The organism is Vibrio sp. 16 (genome assembly GCF_963681195.1).
Taxonomy (GTDB): domain Bacteria; phylum Pseudomonadota; class Gammaproteobacteria; order Enterobacterales; family Vibrionaceae; genus Vibrio; species Vibrio sinaloensis_D.
In genome coordinates this window covers 1860834-1881086 of record NZ_OY808997.1, presented here as the reverse complement: position 1 = coordinate 1881086, position 20253 = coordinate 1860834, and the positions used below count along the sequence as shown (strand labels likewise).

At 46.5% G+C, this 20253-nt stretch carries 16 protein-coding genes; 15 read left to right on the top strand and 1 reads right to left on the bottom strand.

Going from position 1 to position 20253, the window contains the following annotated elements; translation table 11 throughout:
* Positions 1–5: 5 nt before the first annotated feature.
* The 11 genes from murE (at position 6) to lpxC (ending at position 13530) form a co-directional block, all read left to right on the top strand.
* Positions 6–1487: a UDP-N-acetylmuramoyl-L-alanyl-D-glutamate--2,6-diaminopimelate ligase gene (gene murE / locus U9J37_RS08485; RefSeq protein WP_005476320.1), complete on the top strand. Its 1482-nt coding sequence runs from the start codon at positions 6–8 to the stop codon at positions 1485–1487.
* Complete coding sequence (locus tag U9J37_RS08480) at positions 1487–2845, top strand: UDP-N-acetylmuramoyl-tripeptide--D-alanyl-D-alanine ligase (RefSeq protein ID WP_005476332.1); 1359 nt, start codon at positions 1487–1489, stop codon at positions 2843–2845. Before murE ends, U9J37_RS08480 begins: the two co-directional genes overlap by 1 nt.
* On the top strand, positions 2842–3924 hold the full coding sequence (gene mraY / locus U9J37_RS08475; RefSeq protein WP_005476334.1) for a phospho-N-acetylmuramoyl-pentapeptide-transferase: 1083 nt from the start codon (positions 2842–2844) through the stop codon (positions 3922–3924). The genes U9J37_RS08480 and mraY overlap by 4 nt, the downstream gene beginning before the upstream one ends.
* 15 nt (positions 3925–3939) lie before the next feature.
* Positions 3940–5265, top strand: coding sequence for a UDP-N-acetylmuramoyl-L-alanine--D-glutamate ligase (murD, locus tag U9J37_RS08470; RefSeq protein WP_005476343.1), 1326 nt, complete (start codon positions 3940–3942; stop codon positions 5263–5265).
* A gap of 38 nt (positions 5266–5303) precedes the next feature.
* The gene (gene ftsW, locus U9J37_RS08465; protein ID WP_005476333.1) at positions 5304–6503 is read left to right on the top strand and encodes a cell division protein FtsW; all 1200 of its coding nucleotides are present in this window, start codon (positions 5304–5306) and stop codon (positions 6501–6503) included.
* Positions 6490–7551 carry an undecaprenyldiphospho-muramoylpentapeptide beta-N-acetylglucosaminyltransferase gene (murG, locus tag U9J37_RS08460; protein ID WP_043887459.1) on the top strand — a complete coding sequence of 354 codons (1062 nt, stop codon included), beginning with the start codon at positions 6490–6492 and terminating at the stop codon, positions 7549–7551. The genes ftsW and murG overlap by 14 nt, the downstream gene beginning before the upstream one ends.
* Positions 7552–7563: 12 nt before the next feature.
* Positions 7564–9024 carry a UDP-N-acetylmuramate--L-alanine ligase gene (murC, locus tag U9J37_RS08455; RefSeq protein WP_005476322.1) on the top strand — a complete coding sequence of 487 codons (1461 nt, stop codon included), beginning with the start codon at positions 7564–7566 and terminating at the stop codon, positions 9022–9024.
* Positions 9025–9210: 186 nt separating this feature from the next.
* Positions 9211–9993 carry a cell division protein FtsQ/DivIB gene (locus U9J37_RS08450; RefSeq protein WP_038139674.1) on the top strand — a complete coding sequence of 261 codons (783 nt, stop codon included), beginning with the start codon at positions 9211–9213 and terminating at the stop codon, positions 9991–9993.
* Positions 9986–11248, top strand: coding sequence for a cell division protein FtsA (gene ftsA, locus U9J37_RS08445; protein WP_005476324.1), 1263 nt, complete (start codon positions 9986–9988; stop codon positions 11246–11248). The genes U9J37_RS08450 and ftsA overlap by 8 nt, the downstream gene beginning before the upstream one ends.
* Before the next feature lie 30 nt (positions 11249–11278).
* Complete coding sequence (ftsZ, locus tag U9J37_RS08440) at positions 11279–12511, top strand: cell division protein FtsZ (RefSeq protein WP_038139672.1); 1233 nt, start codon at positions 11279–11281, stop codon at positions 12509–12511.
* 101 nt (positions 12512–12612) lie between these two features.
* Positions 12613–13530 (top strand): UDP-3-O-acyl-N-acetylglucosamine deacetylase, encoded by a 918-nt coding sequence (gene lpxC, locus U9J37_RS08435; protein ID WP_038139670.1) that lies wholly within the window; start codon positions 12613–12615, stop codon positions 13528–13530.
* A gap of 51 nt (positions 13531–13581) precedes the next feature.
* On the opposite strand, the gene U9J37_RS08430 is transcribed toward lpxC, so the two are convergent.
* On the bottom strand, positions 13582–14046 hold the full coding sequence (locus U9J37_RS08430) for a DUF721 domain-containing protein (RefSeq protein ID WP_005473484.1): 465 nt from the start codon (positions 14044–14046) through the stop codon (positions 13582–13584).
* A 341-nt stretch (positions 14047–14387) separates the two neighbouring features.
* Between U9J37_RS08430 and secA the strand changes: the two genes are divergently transcribed.
* The 4 genes from secA to carA all read left to right on the top strand — a co-directional run bounded on the left by secA (position 14388) and on the right by carA (position 20239).
* Entirely contained in the window at positions 14388–17117 is a 2730-nt protein-coding gene (secA, locus tag U9J37_RS08425) for a preprotein translocase subunit SecA (protein ID WP_005473501.1), read from the top strand.
* Between the two features lie 156 nt (positions 17118–17273).
* The gene (gene mutT, locus U9J37_RS08420; RefSeq protein WP_005473541.1) at positions 17274–17672 is read left to right on the top strand and encodes an 8-oxo-dGTP diphosphatase MutT; all 399 of its coding nucleotides are present in this window, start codon (positions 17274–17276) and stop codon (positions 17670–17672) included.
* A gap of 93 nt (positions 17673–17765) precedes the next feature.
* A complete protein-coding gene (gene dapB / locus U9J37_RS08415) occupies positions 17766–18575 on the top strand; it encodes a 4-hydroxy-tetrahydrodipicolinate reductase (protein WP_005473506.1) in 810 nt (269 codons plus the stop codon).
* A gap of 524 nt (positions 18576–19099) precedes the next feature.
* Entirely contained in the window at positions 19100–20239 is a 1140-nt protein-coding gene (gene carA, locus U9J37_RS08410; protein WP_038139660.1) for a glutamine-hydrolyzing carbamoyl-phosphate synthase small subunit, read from the top strand.
* Positions 20240–20253 lie beyond the last annotated feature (14 nt).

The window sequence follows — 20253 nt, the reverse complement described above, 5'->3', positions numbered from 1 at the left end:
GCTTTATGTCAAAACCGATCGCATTATCGACATTACTTGCGCCTTGGGTGGATATCTCAGCCCATGAATTCCATGACATGGCTATTTCAAACCTAGAGTTGGATAGCCGTAAAATCACCGAGGGTACAACGTTTGTTGCCATCAAAGGTCACGCTGTAGATGGTCGACGTTTTATCGAGTCAGCCATCAATCGTGGTGCTAACGCTGTGATTGCACAATCGTGTGAACGTCATCCTCAAGGTGTTTGCTCTACAGAAAGCCGCGTGCCTGTCATTTATATTGATCAGCTCGATCGCAATCTTTCTGCGCTAGCGTCACGCTTGTATACGCTTGGTGACATGAAACTCGTCGGTGTCACGGGGACAAACGGTAAAACAACGATTACGCAAATTATTGCGCAGTGGCTAAATCTAGTCGGTAAGCGAGCAGCCGTATTAGGTACTGCGGGTAATGGTTTTTTAGATGCACTTCAACCTGCGGTCAATACGACAGGGAGCGCAATTGAAATTCAACAAACACTGGTGTCGATAGAGTCTCAAGGTGCAGACTTTACGGCGATGGAAATCTCTTCGCATGGCTTGGTTCAAGGTCGCGTAAAAACACTGCCTTTTGCCGCTGGTGTGTTTACCAACTTAAGCCGAGATCATCTTGATTACCACGGAACGATGGAAGAGTACGAGCTCGCTAAACGCTCTCTATTTACCGAGCATCAGTGTGGAAAAGCGATCATTAACGTTGATGATCAAGTGGGTGCTAAGTGGGCAGAGCAATTGCCGGATGCGATTCAAGTCTCTCTTCAACCATTGTCGAGCACTAATGCCGTCTTTGCTTCCCAAGTTGATTACTCAGAGTCGGGTATCTCACTCGCATTTTCTGGCCGTTTTGGTGATGGTCAGTTTAGCGTTCCGTTGATCGGTGAATTTAATGCGAACAATGTACTGGTCGCCTTTACCACGTTACTGGCGTTGGGAATCGATAAACAGCAACTCATCGAGACGGCAAAACAACTCACTCCCGTTATCGGACGTATGGAGTTATTCCACAACGAAGGTAAAGCTAAGGTCGTCGTAGATTATGCGCATACGCCTGATGCTCTAGAAAAAGCACTGATGGCACTGAGAGTACATTGCCACGGCAAACTATGGGCGATCTTTGGTTGTGGTGGCGACCGCGATACCGGAAAGCGTCCAATGATGGCTGAGATTGGTGAGCGACTTGCTGATCATGTTGTATTAGCCGACGACAATCCACGCAGTGAATCGCCGAGTGCGATTGTGGATGACATGCTCGCAGGCATGCGCAATCCGGAGCGAGCGATCGTTGAACACGATAGATTTAAAGCGCTGCAATATGCGCTAGCCAACAGTGAGGTTCACGATATTATCTTGCTTGCGGGGAAAGGTCATGAAGACTACCAAGTGCTCGCCAATGAAACCGTTCACTATTCTGATCGCGAATCAGCTCAGCAACTTTTGGAGCTTAATTAATGATTAGTTTGATGTTATCTCAGTTGGCAGATGAATTAGATGCGCAGTTGGTTGGCAATGATGCAGCCATCAATGCGGTCTCAACGGATACGCGTACAATTGAACCTGGAGCACTATTTGTTGCCTTGGTCGGAGAGCGTTTTGATGCTCACGATTTTGCGTTAAATGCAGTAGAAGCAGGAGCAACCGCTTTACTGGTGAGCCGAGCGCTAGATACGCAAACACCGCAGCTGCTTGTCAAAGACACGAAGGCCGCTCTTGGTCAGTTGGGCAAATTTGTACATCAAGTCTGTCAAACTCCGACCGTTGCCATCACCGGCAGTTGCGGCAAAACCACGGTCAAAGAGATGGTTGCCAGCATTATGATGAACAAGGGCCAAGTCCTGTTTACGGCTGGTAACTTCAACAATGACATCGGTGTTCCACTCACTCTCCTGCGCTCCACTCCAGAAGACGATTTTGCTGTCATCGAGTTGGGTGCGAACCATATCGGTGAAATTGCCTACACGACTCAGCTAGTTAAACCTGATGTGGCTTTAGTGAATAACGTCGCTGCGGCGCACCTTGAAGGTTTTGGCTCAATGGATGGGGTGAAGCAAGCCAAGGGTGAGATTTATCAGGGGCTGGCCCCGGGGTCCGCCGCCATTGTCAACTTAGACAGTAATGGTGGAGAGCACTGGCAAGAGGTTCTTGCGGATAAGCAGGTCAAAACATTTTCTGTGTTAGATTCTACTGCTGACTATTTTGCTCATAAGATTACGATGAACAATTCTGGTGAGGCGTCATTTGAGCTCCTCAGTCCTATGGGGGGCTTTGAGGTTAAGCTAGGCATTATCGGTCAACACAATGTGGCGAATGCGCTGGCAGCAACGGCACTGGCGTTCGAGTTAGGAGCGTCAATTGAGATGGTCCAGTCTGGGTTACGCCATCTGGCAAAAGTGAAAGGCCGCGTTGAATCTATCGCTTTAACGGAAAAAATAACGCTGATTGATGACAGTTACAACGCCAGCGTACCCGCTATGAAAGCCGCTGCAGACTTGTTAAGCAGCTTTAAAGGCGTTCGTTGGTTAATTTTAGGCAATATGGCTGAGTTAGGAGACGAAAGTCTTGCACTTCATCGCCAAGTCGGGGAACATGCTGCCCCATTCAAATTTGAACATGTGCTGACTTATGGCGCTGATGCGAGAGCAATCAGTCAACAATGCCAGGGGACGCACTTTGATACTCATGACGCTATGATTGAGTTTATTAAGCAGCAGCTACCGTTGCACGATTGCGCGCAAACCTTGTTGGTTAAAGGCGCGAACAGTGCCGGAATGAGTAAGATTGCCGCTGCTTTAAAGGAGATGTATTCATGATCATTTGGCTTGCAGAGCTGCTCCAGCCATATTTTTCGTTTTTCCGTTTGTTCGAATACCTGTCGTTTCGAGCCATTGTCAGTGTCTTGACGGCTCTGGGTATTTCTTTATGGATGGGACCGAAAATGATTCGCCGCTTGCAGATGCTGCAAATTGGTCAGGTTGTTCGCAATGAAGGACCAGAGTCGCACTTTAGTAAGCGCGGTACCCCGACAATGGGCGGTATCATGATTCTGGCAGCGATTGTGACCACTGTTTTACTTTGGACTGATTTATCTAACCCTTACGTATGGGCAGTGTTGGCGGTATTAATTGGCTATGGTGCTGTCGGCTTTGTTGATGATTACCGCAAGGTCGTGCGAAAGAACACTGATGGCTTAATTGCTCGCTGGAAATACTTCTGGCAGTCGGCAATTGCGTTAGTTGTTGCGTTTGCTCTGTACGCACATGGGAAAGACACCGCTGCAACTCAACTTGTTGTGCCCTTTTTCAAAGAGATCATGCCGCAACTCGGTTTGATGTATATCGTACTGACTTACTTTGTCATCGTGGGTACCAGTAATGCGGTTAACTTGACGGATGGCTTAGATGGTTTAGCGATTATGCCTACAGTCCTAGTATCAGCAGGCTTTGCCGCTATTGCTTGGGCGACGGGCAACGTCCAGTTCGCCAATTATCTTCATATTCCCTACATCCCTCAAGCGTCAGAGTTAGTTGTGGTGTGTACGGCCATTGTGGGTGCTGGTCTTGGTTTCTTATGGTTCAACACCTACCCAGCGCAAGTGTTCATGGGCGATGTCGGCTCACTAGCATTGGGCGGAGCATTGGGCACGATTGCGGTGTTAGTACGTCAAGAGTTTGTTCTTGTTATCATGGGCGGTGTTTTCGTGATGGAGACCTTGTCGGTGATTTTGCAAGTGGGCTCTTATAAACTGCGTGGTCAACGCATTTTCCGTATGGCACCGATTCATCACCATTACGAGTTAAAAGGTTGGCCGGAGCCGCGCGTTATCGTGCGTTTTTGGATCATCTCCATTGTGCTTGTTTTGGTTGGTTTGGCGACGCTAAAAGTACGTTAAGGATAGAAACACGATATGACCATGGACCGCTGGCAAAATATTGAAAGTGTCGTCGTAGTAGGGCTCGGTATTACCGGGCTCTCTGTCGTTAAATACCTCGACAAATTGCCTCACTCTTTAACAATCAAAGTCATCGACACTCGCGATAACCCACCCGGTCAGGAATCACTTCCTAGTGGCGTGGAGTTACATTCAGGCAGTTGGAACACTGACTGGCTCGTTGATGCCGATTTGGTTGTTGCTAACCCAGGGATTGCGTTAGCAACACCTGAAATTCAGTTGGCGCTAGTTGCTGGTGTACCAGTTGTCGGTGATATCGAGCTTTTTGCATGGCAGGTGGATAAACCTGTGATTGCGATTACTGGCTCAAATGGTAAGAGCACGGTCACAGACTTAACCGGAGTCGTTGCGAAAGCGGCGGGGCTAAAAGTCGGTGTAGGAGGCAACATTGGCGTTCCGGCATTGGATTTATTAGCGCAAGATGCGGATTTATACGTCCTTGAGCTGTCGAGTTTCCAACTTGAAACGACGTCTAGTTTATCGCTGAAGGCCGCTGCGTTTTTGAACCTCTCCGAAGACCATATGGATCGCTATGAAGGCATGGAGGGTTATCGCCAAGCGAAGTTGAGAATCTTTGATCATGCTGACGCGTGCATTGTAAACGCGGATGATAAAGCGACATACCCGGATGTGGGCGACAAAAAACTTATTGAGTTCAGTCTCAATGGTTCGGCTGACTATCATTTGGCTGAGCTTCAGGGGCAAGAGTTCTTGTTTCAAGGTTCGGCGCCGATTATGCCATCGAGTGATTTGACGTTAGTTGGCCGACACAACATAGCGAACGCGTTAGTGGTGTTAGCTTTGCTCTCTCAAGTCGACGTTGACCTCTCCTTAGGTTTAGATGCGTTAAAGTCTTACAGCGGTCTGACACATCGCTGCCAAGTTGTTGCTGATAATCAAGGCATTAAATGGGTCAATGATTCGAAAGCGACGAATGTAGCCAGTACACTGGCTGCGCTTTCTGGTCTTTCGCTGCAAGGTAAACTCTATTTGTTGGTTGGTGGTGTCGGTAAAGGAGCAGACTTTTCTGAACTGGCACCGGTACTAGCATCACTTAATGTTCAACTATGTTGCTTTGGCGAAGATGGCTCTCAGTTTATGTCGTTGCACCCTAGCGCAAAATATTTTGACAACATGGAAGCGATCGTGGCGTGGATTAACCCTCAACTGCAAGCTGGTGATATGGTATTGCTGTCTCCGGCATGTGCGAGTTTTGATCAGTTTAGTAATTTTATGGCTAGAGGTGATGCATTCACTGAGCTAGCGCTTCGTTACTCGTAAGGATTACCCTGAGCGATGAATTCGACACATTAAATGATATGCAGATAAACAACCCTTTTGCCAGCATCAAACGCTGGATTACCACAGCATCACCGGAAGTCTTGTACGACAGGCAGTTGGTCTGGATCTCGTTGGGTCTGATGCTGACTGGGTTGGTGATGGTGACATCTGCGTCGTTTCCGATCAGTTCTCGCTTAACTGATCAGCCGTTTCATTTCATGTTCCGACATGCGATCTTTTTGTCTTTGGCTTTGTGTGTCGCGACCGTTGTCATACAGGTCCCTCTAGAGCGATGGCTGAAGTTCAGTATGGCATTGCTGCTTATCTCCGTGGGTTTGCTGTTTGTGGTGCTTGTCGCGGGTAAATCAGTCAACGGCGCTTCCCGTTGGATTCCTTTAGGGTTATTCAACCTCCAGCCTGCCGAGGTCGCTAAGCTCTCGTTGTTCATCTTTATGTCCGGCTATCTGGTACGTAAGAATGACGAGGTGCGTTCGAGCTTTTTTGGTGGTTTTATAAAACCGATCATTGTCTTTGGCACGTTAGCGGTCTTGTTACTGCTCCAGCCTGACTTGGGCACAGTGGTCGTCATGCTTGTCACCTTATTCGGCATGCTCTTTATCGCTGGCGCGAAAATGACTCAGTTCCTCGCGTTAATGGTCGTTGGCCTTGCCTCGGTTGCGGCACTGATCTATTTCGAACCTTATCGTTGGCGGCGGGTAACGTCCTTTGCCGATCCATGGGAAGACCCGTTCGGTAGCGGCTATCAGCTGACGCAATCTCTGATGGCATTTGGACGAGGAGAATGGTTCGGTCAAGGCCTCGGTAATTCAATCCAAAAGCTGGAATATCTACCTGAAGCGCATACCGACTTCGTGTTTGCCGTACTCGCGGAAGAGCTGGGTTTTGTTGGTGTCGTCCTTGCCTTATTACTGATCTTTAGCTTGGTCACCAAAGCGATTTTGATTGGCCGCAAAGCGTTCGAATGCCAGCAATTGTTCGGAGGCTATTTAGCATTTGGTATTGGAATTTGGTTTGCTTTTCAAACCTTAGTCAATGTTGGCGCCGCTGCGGGCATGGTTCCTACCAAGGGGTTAACACTGCCCTTAATTAGTTATGGCGGTTCGAGTTTGATTGTCATGTCCGTTGCCGTATCGATATTGTTGCGCATTGACCATGAATGTCGATTGATTAGCCAAGGCAATGATGAAAAACAGTTAGAGAATGATGAAAAAGAATAAACGTTTAATGGTGATGGCGGGTGGAACCGGGGGGCATGTCTTCCCTGGACTGGCTGTTGCCAAACAGCTGCAGTTGCGAGGATGGGAAATTCGCTGGCTTGGCACTGCGGACCGGATGGAGGCTGATCTGGTCCCCAAACATGGCATTGAGATCGATTTTATCCAAGTAAAAGGTCTACGAGGTCAAGGTATTGGTCGGCTGATTAAAGCACCATTTCAAATTATAAACGCGATTGTGCAAGCCAAGGCGCACATGAAACGATGGAAGCCTGACGCTGTGCTCGGTATGGGTGGATATGTCAGCGGTCCTGGTGGCGTCGCTGCTTGGTTACTTGGTATTCCAGTTGTTTTGCATGAGCAAAATGCGGTCGCAGGATTGACAAACCAATGGTTGTCTAAGATTGCAAAGCGCGTCTTTCAGGCTTTCCCTGGGGCTTTTCCTAAGGCTCCGGTTGTTGGTAATCCAGTACGCGAAGATGTTGTCGCGATAGACCCACCAACGAAGCGCATGGTTGAGCGTGATGACGACATTCGGATATTGGTCATGGGCGGAAGCCAAGGTGCTCAGATCCTCAATCGCACCATGCCTGAAGTGATGGCCGAGCTTGGAGATGGTTATCAAATTCGTCATCAGGCGGGGAAAAACAATCATCAAGAGGTATCTCAAGCTTATCAGCAGCAGAGCGTTACACATGCGCAAGTGGTTGAGTTCATCGACGATGTCGCCGAGGCTTATGAGTGGGCAGATCTTCTCGTTTGTCGTTCAGGCGCGCTGACCGTTTCAGAAGTTTCTGCGGCGGGAGTGGGTGCCATTTTTATCCCGTTTATGCACAAAGACAGACAACAAGCTTTAAATGCTGACCACTTAGTAGAATGTGGCGCAGCAAAAATGATTGAGCAGCCAGAGCTCACCGTCGAAAAGCTAGCCATGCAGATCCGCTCTTTGGATCGAGATGCGTTAGTGACGATGGCGACGAAAGCTCGTGTGGCCGCTAAGTTAGATGCAGACAAAGTGGTTGCTGAGGCCATTGTCGCACTAACAAAATAACGAGAAATATTCATGACAATTCAACATACACAAGATTTGGCTCAGATTAGAGCAATGGTGCCAGAGATGCGCCGCGTTAAATGCATCCACTTTATCGGCATTGGTGGCGCGGGAATGAGCGGAATTGCTGAAGTTTTGCTAAACGAAGGCTATCAAATCTCAGGTTCGGACATCGCAGAGAATCCGGTCACTGACAGACTTACTCAGAAAGGCGCAACGGTATACATTGGTCACGCAGAAAAAAACGTGGCACAAGCTAGCGTTGTCGTCGTATCGACCGCGATTAACGAAGAAAACCCTGAAGTCATTGCGGCACGCGCTGCACGTATCCCGATTGTCCGCCGAGCTGAAATGCTTGCCGAGTTGATGCGCTTTCGTCACGGCATCGCCGTTGCTGGTACACACGGAAAAACCACAACAACGGCACTCGTGACACAAATCTACTCAGAAGCAGGCTTAGATCCTACGTTTGTGAATGGCGGGCTTGTAAAGAGTGCGGGAACGAATGCGCGTTTGGGCTCTAGTCGTATTCTGATTGCTGAAGCAGATGAGAGTGATGCATCATTTCTTCACTTGCAGCCGATGGTCAGTATCGTAACCAATATTGAAGCTGATCATATGGACACTTACGGCGGCGATTTCGAAACGCTCAAGCAAACCTTTATCGACTTCCTACATAACTTGCCATTTTATGGCCAAGCCATTGTATGTATCGACGATCCCGTTGTGAGAGAATTAGTACCTCGCATTAGCCGACAAGTGATTACCTATGGTTTCTCAGAAGATGCGGACGTGCGTATCGACAATTATCGCCAAGAAGGTCAGCAAGGGAAATTTACCGTCATTCGTGAAGGGAAGGCGGACCTTGAGATTACTCTCAATATTCCAGGCCGTCATAATGCGTTAAATGCTTCAGCAGCAATTGCTGTGGCAACGGAAGATGACATTTCTGATGAAGCAATCTTAAATGCGATGGCTGGAACACAAGGTACGGGGCGCCGCTTCGATCACTTAGGTGAATTCGAAACAGGTAACGGCAACGCGATGCTAGTAGACGATTACGGGCATCACCCGACAGAAGTTGAAGTTACGATCCAAGCTGCACGTAATGGGTGGGAAGACAAGCGCCTAGTGATGATTTTTCAGCCTCACAGATACAGTCGTACTCGTGACCTCTATGATGACTTTGCCAACGTGTTGGAGCAGGTTGATGTGTTGATCATGTTGGATGTCTACTCTGCCGGCGAGAAACCCATTGCGGGCGCGGATGGCCGTGCGTTATGTCGAACAATTCGGGGGCGTGGAAAACTCGACCCAATATTTGTTCCCGATAGTCAGTCATTACCTTCTGTGCTTGCTAATGTGCTACAAGATGGTGACCTAGTACTGACGCAAGGTGCGGGAGATGTCGGTAAGGTGGCGAAACAGCTTGCGGCTTTTGAGTTAAATATCGATAAGATGCTTAACGCCTAGTAGGAAAGTCAGGTTTTTGGGTATTTGACACACTTATTGCATTTTAAGTGGTGATTTCTCAATATCAGTGTTTGATACTTTTAATCTCAACAGTATAATCCGAAGGTTAAAGTAAGTGCTTTTGCCCCTTTTATACGAAATGAGATAGGGAATCGATCAGCGAGCTAACGGCAAGGACTATGGACTTTGATTAAAAGTGCTTTTAATGAAGGCCCTCGTTTAACTTCGAGTCCTCTAGTCAAAGAGCATGCCTTTGGGGCGAGCTTTTTACTGGTGGTCTTATTGTTAATAGGCTCTCTCCTTTACTCGACCGTTTCTTGGATGTGGGATGACCAGCGTCTGCCATTGTCCAAAATCGTACTTCAAGGCGATTTGCATTACGTCTCTGCCAATGATGTCCAATTCGCTTTTTCGCGCTTGGAACATGTGGGCACATTCATGTCGCAGGATGTGAATGTGCTGCAAGACGTAGCCGAATCTATTCCTTGGGTATCTCATGCTTCAATCCGTAAACAGTGGCCAGACACCGTAAAAGTGTTTCTGACTGAGCACAAAGCCGAAGCGATTTGGAATGGAAATAGTCTGCTCAATAGCGAAGGTCTACTGTTTAACGGTGACTTGGGTCAAGTTGAAGGGGAACGCGTCAAGCTTTACGGACCAGAAGGGACAAACGAAGAAGTATTGTCAGTATGGCGAGAGCTTGAACCGAAGTTTGAGGCACTGAGTTTATCGATTACCTCACTGGTTCTTAATGATCGAAGAGCGTGGCAAGTTATCTTGGATAATGGCATCCGCTTAGAGCTCGGTAAAGAATCACTTGAAGAGCGAATCGAACGCTTTTTTGCGTTGTACAAGAATTTAGGTAGTGCAGCTGAAAGGGTGAGCTACATAGACCTCAGGTATGATACGGGAGCTTCCGTTGGATGGTTCCCAGAACAAGAGTTAGAACAAGAGAATACAGATGACTAAGACCGCTGATGACAACATTATTGTTGGTCTTGATATAGGCACTGCAACCGTATCGGCTCTGGTAGGTGAAGTATTGCCTGATGGTCAAATTAATATAATTGGTGCCGGAAGTAGCCCATCTCGGGGGATGGATAAAGGTGGAGTGAACGATCTTGAATCGGTGGTTAAATCGGTGCAAAGAGCGGTGGATCAAGCAGAGCTTATGGCGGAATGCCAGATAAGCAATGTGTTCATCTCTATCTCTGGTCGTCACATAGCGAGCCGTATAGAAAAAGGCATGGGAACCATCTCTGATGAGGAGGTCTCTCAAGAAGATATGGATCGAGCTATCCATACCGCAAAGTCGATCAAAATTGGTGACGAACAGCGCATTTTGCATGTTATTCCACAGGAATTCACCATCGATTACCAAGAAGGAATCAAAAATCCACTAGGTTTATCAGGAGTACGCATGGAAGTTAGCGTGCACCTGATCTCTTGCCACAATGATATGGCGAGAAACATTATTAAAGCGGTTGAGCGTTGCGGACTCAAGGTCGAACACCTTGTATACTCAGGCTTGGCGTCAAGTAATGCAGTGATCACTGAAGATGAGCGCGAACTGGGCGTATGTGTTGTTGATATCGGTGCTGGTACTATGGATGTCTCCATATGGACAGGCGGCGCGCTAAGACACACTGAAGTTTTCTCGTATGCTGGTAATGCAGTAACGAGTGACATTGCATTTGCATTCGGCACTCCAGTAAGTGATGCTGAAGAGATAAAAGTAAAATACGGCTGCGCGTTAAGCGAGCTAGTTAGCAAGGACGATACGGTTAACGTTCCAAGTGTTGGAGGACGACCTTCCCGCAGTTTGCAAAGACAGACTTTGTCGGAAGTGATTGAGCCTCGCTACACCGAACTTATGGGATTGGTTAACCAAACTATCGATTCTGTTCAAGAAAAGCTACGTGATGATGGGATTAAGCATCACTTGGCTGCTGGCGTTGTACTGACAGGCGGCGCAGCGCAAATTGAAGGGTTGGTAGAGTGTGCGGAGCGAGTGTTCCGCAACCAAGTTAGAGTCGGTAAGCCTTTAGAGGTCAGCGGCCTGACAGATTACGTTAAAGAGCCGTATCATTCTACGGCGGTTGGTTTACTTCATTACGCGCGTGACAGTCAAATTAATGAAGATACTGAATACAACGAGCCCGCTCGTGCTTCAGTAACTGGATTGTTTGGTCGTTTGCGTAATTGGATACAAAAAGAGTTTTAACCTGAGCAGCAGGAAAAACGGAGATAACACATGTTTGAACCGATGATGGAAATGTCTGACGACGCAGTAATCAAAGTCGTTGGGGTTGGTGGCGGTGGCGGTAATGCCGTTGAACACATGGTACGTGAGTCCATCGAAGGTGTTGAGTTCATTAGTATTAATACTGATGCTCAGGCGCTTCGTAAAACCAGTGTGAATAGCGTTATTCAGATTGGTGGCGATATGACCAAAGGACTTGGTGCAGGTGCAAACCCTCAAGTAGGTCGTGACGCAGCTCTCGAAGATCGCGATAGAATTAAAGATGAGCTCGATGGTGCCGATATGGTATTTATCGCAGCTGGTATGGGTGGTGGTACTGGTACAGGTGCTGCTCCAGTGATTGCGGAAGTCGCAAAAGAGCTGGGCATCTTGACTGTAGCAGTGGTTACTAAACCATTTAGCTTCGAAGGTAAGAAGCGTCTTGCATTTGCTGAGCAGGGTATTGAAGAACTTTCTAAGCATGTGGATTCATTAATCACGATTCCTAACGAGAAGCTTCTGAAAGTTCTGGGTCGCGGTATTACCCTTCTTGAAGCTTTTGCTAGCGCGAATGATGTACTGAAAAATGCGGTTCAAGGTATTGCAGAGCTAATTACACGTCCTGGTATGATCAACGTCGACTTTGCAGACGTTCGTACCGTGATGTCGGAAATGGGTCATGCGATGATGGGCAGCGGTGTTGCTAAAGGTGAAGACCGAGCAGAAGAAGCTGCAGAAATGGCAATTTCTAGCCCGCTTCTAGAAGATATCGATCTGGCTGGTGCACGTGGCGTACTTGTGAACATCACAGCAGGTTTAGATATGCGTCTAGATGAGTTTGAAACTGTGGGTAACACAGTTAAAGCGTTCGCTTCTGACAATGCAACTGTGGTTATTGGTACATCACTTGATCCTGATATGGCGGATGAAATTCGTGTAACAGTGGTTGCGACTGGTATTGGTAACGAGAAGAAGCCAGATATCACGCTAGTAGCTGGCGGTAAGGCGAAAGTTGCTCCAGTAGCACAGCCTCAAACTCAACCACAAGCGGCACCGGCACCACAAGCAAGTGTCAATAAAGTGGAAGAAAAACCGGCACCAACTTTGCATGAGAAACCTCAGGTGACTCCTCAGCCGACGACAACACCAACAAGTTCTGGTGCAGGTCAAAGTGCAGCACCTAAGGCAGACAAAGAAAGCGGTTATCTCGATATTCCAGCATTCTTACGTCGTCAAGCGGATTAATCAGTTACACTATAATTTGACAGTGTTCAAAATTATGGTAGCATACGCGGTCAATATCGATTATTGACCGTCATTTGTGGCATTTTACTGAGGCAAAGTAGATGATCAGACAACGTACTCTGAAAGAAATAGTGAAAACAACTGGTGTGGGGCTCCACTCTGGTCGTAAAGTCACGCTTACTCTTCGCCCTGCCGCTGCAAACACTGGCGTAATCTACCGACGTACAGACGTCAATCCTCCTGTTGACTTCCCTGCTGATGCGATGTCAGTACGTGACACCATGTTATGTACTGCTTTAGTTAACGATGAAGGCATTCGAATCTCAACCGTTGAGCACTTAAATGCGGCTCTAGCGGGAATGGGAATTGACAACATCGTAGTAGAAGTCGATGCTCCTGAAATCCCGATTATGGATGGCAGTGCGAGTCCGTTCGTTTTCTTGCTGCAGCAAGCGGGTATTGAAGAGCAAAACGCGCTTAAACGTTTTATTCGAATCAAGAAGCCAGTTCGCTTTGAAGATGGCGATAAATGGGCAGAATTTCTTCCATTCAATGGTTTTAGAATGGACTTTGAGATTGAATTCAACCACCCAGCTATCGACTCAGACGAGCAGCGCTTGTTGTTTGACTTCTCTTCTAAAGGGTTTGTGAAAGAAATTTCACGTGCACGCACATTTGGCTTTATGCGAGATATTGAGTACCTTCAATCACAAAACCTAGTGTTGGGTGGTAGTTTTGATAACGCGATCGTGCTAGATGAATACCGTATTCTGAATGAAGAAGGTTTGCGTTTCGAAAATGAATTTGTAACGCACAAAGTTCTTGATGCGATTGGTGATCTTTACATGTGTGGTCATCCAATCATCGGTGAGTTCCGAGCGTTCAAATCCGGTCATGGTCTTAACAACCAATTGCTACGTGCAGTACTGGCTGACCAAGAAGCGTGGGAGTGGGTCACATTCGAAGAAGATGCGACATCGCCGGTTGCGTTTGCTGAACCAAATATGGTTTTAGCATAACCCCTTATTACAGAGAAAGAGCCAGACGTTTGTCTGGCTTTTTTGTGCCCGCTATTCAGGCTTTTTGTTTGCTAATTTTGCAAGGCTCTCGAGCCTTGCTTTTACTTTTGGCGATGCACCATCGGCAATCATTGCTAAGTATTGGGCTGCAGTTTCAGAGATAGGATCACGTTTTTTTGAGGCCTTTTCTTCGTTAGATAACTGACGAGAACGATAGAGCTCAGGGTTAATTTGCACACTAACTGCCATTAATCTGGCGAATCCTCTAGAGCGGAGTTGGTTTAGGATGGATAAACGCTCGTAGTCGATCTTCATTTTGATCGCAGCACTGGCGACTTCTATCACCAATTGACCATCACGAATATTTGCCACACGGCAATGATCTTCCGTTCCTCGCGGTAAGATCGTTTTTAGTTCTTTGTTGATCATCATGATCTCTTTTGCGTGCTGTTGCAGCTGAGAGAGACGAGATTCTGCTAATATTTCGTCGCCAAGGGTTGGACGGTGATCTCTCATGGTGAGCCTCTTATCATGCTATTAAAGACATTTTAGTGAATGAGTTTCGAGGAAGATAGCGAAATCTCTTTTATCTTGATGCTACCTGCCGGGCAAACTTCCATCATATAACTCGAAAAAATAAAGAGTGCTTCAAACAAATCACCTTGTTATTGGTTGTTGCTAGCAAAATTTCATACACTAAGCGCCACTTATCGATACACAAGCCTTGAAATCTATAGTTCTCATCACAATATCTGAGGAAAGTGATTTATCTCAGTATTCTTAGTTCAAAACTGTTAGAGACTGAAGGCATTAAAAGTAGATCGGGCCCGATCTGAATAAAGAGAGATTCATAGCAAATGATAACTAAGCTACTGACAAAGGTAATTGGCAGTCGCAATGACCGAACACTGCGCCGCCTGAGAAAAATTGTAAAAGAGATCAATAATTACGAGCCAACGTTTGAAGCGTTGAGTGATGAAGAATTAAAAGCCAAAACTGTTGAATTCCGTCAGCGCTTAGAACAGGGTGAGACCCTAGACAAACTACTACCAGAAGCATTTGCTACTGTTCGTGAAGCATCAAAACGTGTTTACGGTATGCGTCACTTTGATGTTCAGCTTATAGGCGGTATGGTTCTTAACTCTGGTCAAATTGCAGAGATGCGTACCGGTGAAGGTAAAACACTAACTGCTACACTACCAGCCTACTTAAATGCGCTACCGGGTAAAGGTGTTCATGTTGTAACCGTGAACGACTACCTTGCAAAGCGTGATGCCGAGACAAACCGTCCACTATTTGAATTCTTAGGTATGACCGTTGGCGTAAACGTGCCAAATATGCCACCTCAAGAGAAAAAAGAAGCGTACCAAGCAGATATCCTATACGGCACAAACAATGAGTTTGGCTTTGATTACTTGCGCGATAACATGGCCTTCCGCGCTGAAGATCGCGTTCAACGTGACCGTTTCTTTGCTGTCGTGGATGAGGTGGACTCGATTTTAATTGATGAAGCTCGTACGCCACTGATCATCTCAGGCCCTGCTGAAGATAGCTCAGATCTTTATACGCGCATCAACACCCTTATCCCTAATCTTCAGCAACAAGACAAAGAAGATTCAGAGGAATATCGTGGTGATGGTCACTACACGGTGGATGAGAAATCTAAACAAGTTCACCTTACGGAAACCGGCCAAGAGTTTGTTGAAGAGCTAATGGTTAAAAATGGCCTGATGGAAGAAGGGGACACTCTTTACTCTCCTGCGAACATCAGCCTATTGCACCATGTAAACGCTGCATTGCGTGCGCATGTGTTGTTTGAAAAGAACGTTGACTACATCGTCAATGAAGAGGGTGAAGTCGTCATCGTTGATGAGCACACCGGTCGTACAATGCCAGGACGTCGCTGGTCTGAAGGTTTACATCAAGCGGTAGAGGCAAAAGAAGGCGTTAAGATTCAAAATGAAAACCAGACGCTAGCATCGATAACTTTCCAGAACTACTTCCGTCTCTACGAAAAGCTGTCTGGTATGACGGGTACCGCGGATACAGAAGCGTTTGAGTTCCAATCGATTTACGGCCTTGAAACGGTAGTTATTCCTACCAACAAGCCGATGATTCGTAACGATATGCCAGATGTGGTTTACCGTACTGAAGCTGAAAAGTTCGACGCTATCATCGAAGATATTAAAGAGCGCGTTGCTAAAGGTCAGCCTTCGCTAGTGGGTACGGTTTCTATTGAGAAGTCAGAGTTACTATCAAACGCACTTAAGAAAGCGAAGATCAAGCACAACGTCCTAAACGCTAAGTTCCACGAGCGAGAAGCGGAGATTGTTGCTGAAGCGGGCACACCAGGTGCGGTAACTATCGCAACGAACATGGCTGGTCGTGGTACGGATATCGTACTAGGTGGTAGCTGGCAAGCGAAAGTTGAAGCGTTACAAGATCCTTCACAAGAGCAAATTGATGCGATCAAAGCTGAATGGAAAGTCGTCCATGATCAAGTCCTAGATGCTGGTGGTTTACATATTATTGGTACAGAGCGTCACGAATCACGTCGTATCGATAACCAGTTACGTGGTCGTTCGGGTCGTCAAGGGGATGCGGGCTCATCTCGTTTTTACCTCTCAATGGAGGACTCTCTGTTACGTATCTTCACCTCTGATCGTATGGCGAGCCTAATCCAGAGTGGTATGGAAGAAGGTGAAGCGATCGAGTCTAAGATGCTGTCTCGTTCAATCGAAAAAGCTCAGCGTAAAGTGGAAGGTCGTAACTTCGATATCCGTAAACAGCTACTTGAGTACGATGATGTTGCGAACGACCAACGTAAAGTGGTTTACGAGCTTCGTGATGAGCTGATGAGTGTTGAAGACATCAGTGAAATGATCGATCACAACCGTCAAGACGTGCTTACTGCGGTAATTGATGAGTATATTCCACCTCAGTCGTTAGAAGATATGTGGGATATCGAAGGGCTGCAAGAGCGCTTGAAGAACGATTTTGATCTTGATGCGCCAATCAAGCAGTGGCTTGAAGAAGATGATAAGCTTTACGAAGAAGCGCTTCGTGAAAAAATCATCACTACGGCAGTTGAGGTATACAAGCAGAAAGAAGAAGTGGTCGGTGCGCAGGTACTACGCAACTTCGAGAAATCTGTCATGCTACAAACCCTCGACACACTTTGGAAAGAGCACTTGGCGGCAATGGATCATCTTCGCCAAGGTATTCACTTACGTGGCTACGCGCAGAAGAACCCTAAACAAGAGTACAAACGCGAGTCGTTTGAACTATTTGAAGGTTTACTTGATGCATTGAAGTCTGATGTGATTACAATTCTTTCTAAAGTGCGTGTTCAGCAGCAAGAGGAAGTTGAGCGCATGGAAGCTCAACGTCGTGCGCAAGCAGAAGAAGCTGCTCGCCGTGCTCAAGCGCAGCATGCTGCCGCTGAAAACCAGTTGGCAGATGGCGATGAATCTTCTGAAGGGGCTCATCAGCCAATGGTTCGCGAAGAGCGAAAAGTTGGCCGTAACGAGCCTTGCCCATGTGGTAGTGGCAAGAAGTATAAGCAGTGCCACGGCAAAATCGCATAAGGTTTGATGAATTGTTGCTGTAACACATAGCTTCATGCAAACTTATAAAACTAATTAAGAGTCGCTTAGGCGGCTCTTTTTGTATCTAATGGTTATCTAAGAAAAATAGTCAGCCACAATACAGGGCATGACAATGGATAGTAAATAGGAAGTCTGATGAAACGAATTCATATCGTGGCAGGTATTATCTTTAACCAAGATAAGTCGCAGGTGTTTATTACAAAACGACCAGATGACAAGCATAAAGGCGGCTTTTGGGAGTTTCCAGGTGGCAAAGTTGAACCCGAAGAAAGTGTCGAGCAGGCCATGGTACGTGAGCTTGAGGAAGAAATTGGGATTGTGACTACTCAGCAACAACCATTTGAACATTTAGAGTTCGATTATCCAGAAAAATCTCTTAAGTTCGATTTCATTGCCGTGACTCAGTTTGATGGTCAACCCTATGGACGTGAAGGACAGGAAGGGTTATGGGTGAAAATCTCTGATTTGGCTCAATATGCGTTCCCTGAAGCGAATGTGCCAATTCTTGAGCGAGTGATTCGCGAGTATTCTTAGCTGGAAAAAGATACCCTCTAGCCAGCCTCTCATATTACTGTTAGTTTTAACCAATATGAACAAGAACACAAATTCGAAAATGGAGAAGATGCAATGGTACGTATTGCAATTGCAGGAGCAGCGGGCCGAATGGGTCGCAATTTGGTGAAAGCGACTTATTTAAATCCTCAGTCTGAAGTTGGAGCAGGATCAGAGCGTCCTGAGTCATCATTAGTTGGCGTCGACATTGGTGAACTTTGCGGAGAAGGAAAATTTGATGTCTTCCTGACCGATGATTTAGCAAAAGATATTGAACGTTTTGATGTCATCATCGACTTCACCGCGCCAGTAAGCACGTTGGCAAACCTAGAGCTTTGCAAGCAGCATGGGAAGAGCATTGTCATTGGTACAACCGGATTTACGGAACAAGAACGCGAAATTATTGACCAAATTGCTCAAGATGTCCCTGTCGTGATGGCGCCGAATTATTCTGTTGGTGTGAATCTAGTCTTCAAGCTGTTGGAGAAAGCTGCAAAAGTGATGGGCGACTATTGTGATGTGGAAATCGTTGAAGCGCATCATCGCCATAAAGTCGATGCACCTTCTGGTACCGCTATTGGCATGGGCGAAGCGATTGCCGGAGCGATGGGTAATAAATTGAGCGACGTCGCAGTATATGCCCGTGAGGGAATTACTGGTGAGCGTACGAAAGACGAAATCGGTTTTGCTACCATTAGAGCTGGTGACATTATTGGTGAGCATACCGCTATGTTTGCTGATATTGGCGAGCGAGTTGAAATTACTCATAAAGCAACAGACCGAATGACATTTGCCAATGGTGCGGTGAAGGCGGCGGTGTGGCTAAACGGCAAGCAGCCAGGTTTCTACACCATGACCGATGTACTTGGACTCAATGACCTCTAAGTTCCGACTCTTTACCACTTCTTATCAAGAGTTGTTGTCAAAATAAATAATTATGCGTCGGGCTTGCCCGGCGCTTTTTGTATCTATTGATAACACTGGTCGATATTAACAGTGTTATGTAGGATAAAAACCCTTGCCTTTTGTTGTTATTGTTGGTCCTTGGTGTTCTTTTTGTGGTTAATTGCTCAAAAAGAGCTATTTTCTGTGGGGGTGGATCGTTTGCTTAAAATGTTCAATGAAAAGTGTGAACTCAAATATGCTCAAAAATCATCATTTCATAAAATTGTTACCTCTTCGTCTATAAATAATGACTAAACTTGATTTTTTGGCGCTCTAGAATCGTTTTTTGCTTTAACTGCTCTAAATGTTAGATTTCTTTTTAAGATTATATTGACACATATCAATCACCTCATTAGAATACCGCCAATTTGTCTAAATAACCTAAAAACGCTTTTTTATTGCGTGAAGGAAGGCAGATTTGCAGTTTAATTTATTATTTTTGCATTTTTATTCTGGAGGTTGTCTTGAGTAAATCAGCACTGTTAGTCCTAGAAGATGGGACAGTGTTCCACGGTGTTTCCATTGGAGCAGATGGTTCATCCGTTGGTGAAGTCGTTTTTAATACCTCGATGACGGGGTACCAAGAAATCCTCACTGATCCTTCCTATTCCCAACAGATCGTCACCCTTACTTATCCTCACATTGGCAATACCGGTACCAATACCGAAGACGAAGAGTCTTCTTCAATCCACGCACAAGGCCTTGTGATTCGCGACCTTCCTCTTGTCGCTTCTAACTTCCGCAGTGAACAAACTCTTTCTGATTACCTTAAGTCGCAAAATATCGTCGGCATTGCTGATATCGATACGCGTAAACTTACGCGCATCCTACGTGAGAAAGGTGCACAGAACGGTTGTATCGTTGCAGGTAACAACTTAGACGAGGCTCTAGCTCTGGCTAAAGCGAAAGAATTCCCTGGCCTAAAAGGTATGGACCTTGCGAAAGAAGTTACAACAAAAGAAGCGTATCAATGGAAACAAGGTTCGTGGACGCTTGAGGGTGGACTTCCTGAAGCGCAAGACGACAGCGAGTTGCCATATCACGTTGTTGCCTACGACTTCGGTGCGAAACGTAACATCCTGCGCATGCTTGTTGACCGAGGCTGCCGCCTAACGGTTGTACCTGCAGAAACAAGTGCAGAAGAAGTGTTGGCTTTAAACCCAGATGGCGTTTTCCTATCAAACGGCCCTGGTGATCCAGAACCATGTACTTACGCCATTGAAGCAACAAAAGTATTCCTAGAAAAAGGCCTACCGATCTTTGGTATCTGTCTAGGTCACCAAATCCTAGCTTTGGCATCTGGTGCTAAGACAGTGAAAATGAAGTTTGGTCACCACGGTGCAAACCACCCGGTTAAAGACCTAGACCGCAACGTTGTTATGATTACGTCTCAAAACCATGGTTTCGCCGCTGATGAAGCGACACTGCCTGAGAACCTACGTGCAACTCACGTGTCACTATTTGATGGCTCTCTACAAGGTATTCACCGCACAGATAAGCCAGCATTTAGCTTCCAAGGTCACCCGGAAGCAAGCCCAGGTCCACACGACGCGGCTCCGCTATTTGACCACTTTATCGAACTAATCAAACAACACAGCGCTTAATTCGGAGTAGTAGA

What these genes read in the sequence shown, in the direction of transcription:
- lpxC (WP_038139670.1), top strand. Translation starts at nt 12,613, where the DNA reads ATGATCAGACAACGTACTCTGAAAGAAATAGTGAAAACAACTGGTGTG.
- secA (WP_005473501.1), top strand. Translation starts at nt 14,388, where the DNA reads ATGATAACTAAGCTACTGACAAAGGTAATTGGCAGTCGCAATGACCGA.
- ftsA (WP_005476324.1), top strand. Translation starts at nt 9,986, where the DNA reads ATGACTAAGACCGCTGATGACAACATTATTGTTGGTCTTGATATAGGC.
- U9J37_RS08480 (WP_005476332.1), top strand. Translation starts at nt 1,487, where the DNA reads ATGATTAGTTTGATGTTATCTCAGTTGGCAGATGAATTAGATGCGCAG.
- mutT (WP_005473541.1), top strand. Translation starts at nt 17,274, where the DNA reads ATGAAACGAATTCATATCGTGGCAGGTATTATCTTTAACCAAGATAAG.
- U9J37_RS08430 (WP_005473484.1), bottom strand. Translation starts at nt 14,046, where the DNA reads ATGAGAGATCACCGTCCAACCCTTGGCGACGAAATATTAGCAGAATCT.
- murD (WP_005476343.1), top strand. Translation starts at nt 3,940, where the DNA reads ATGACCATGGACCGCTGGCAAAATATTGAAAGTGTCGTCGTAGTAGGG.
- ftsW (WP_005476333.1), top strand. Translation starts at nt 5,304, where the DNA reads ATGCAGATAAACAACCCTTTTGCCAGCATCAAACGCTGGATTACCACA.
- murE (WP_005476320.1), top strand. Translation starts at nt 6, where the DNA reads ATGTCAAAACCGATCGCATTATCGACATTACTTGCGCCTTGGGTGGAT.
- mraY (WP_005476334.1), top strand. Translation starts at nt 2,842, where the DNA reads ATGATCATTTGGCTTGCAGAGCTGCTCCAGCCATATTTTTCGTTTTTC.
- murG (WP_043887459.1), top strand. Translation starts at nt 6,490, where the DNA reads ATGAAAAAGAATAAACGTTTAATGGTGATGGCGGGTGGAACCGGGGGG.
- murC (WP_005476322.1), top strand. Translation starts at nt 7,564, where the DNA reads ATGACAATTCAACATACACAAGATTTGGCTCAGATTAGAGCAATGGTG.
- ftsZ (WP_038139672.1), top strand. Translation starts at nt 11,279, where the DNA reads ATGTTTGAACCGATGATGGAAATGTCTGACGACGCAGTAATCAAAGTC.
- dapB (WP_005473506.1), top strand. Translation starts at nt 17,766, where the DNA reads ATGGTACGTATTGCAATTGCAGGAGCAGCGGGCCGAATGGGTCGCAAT.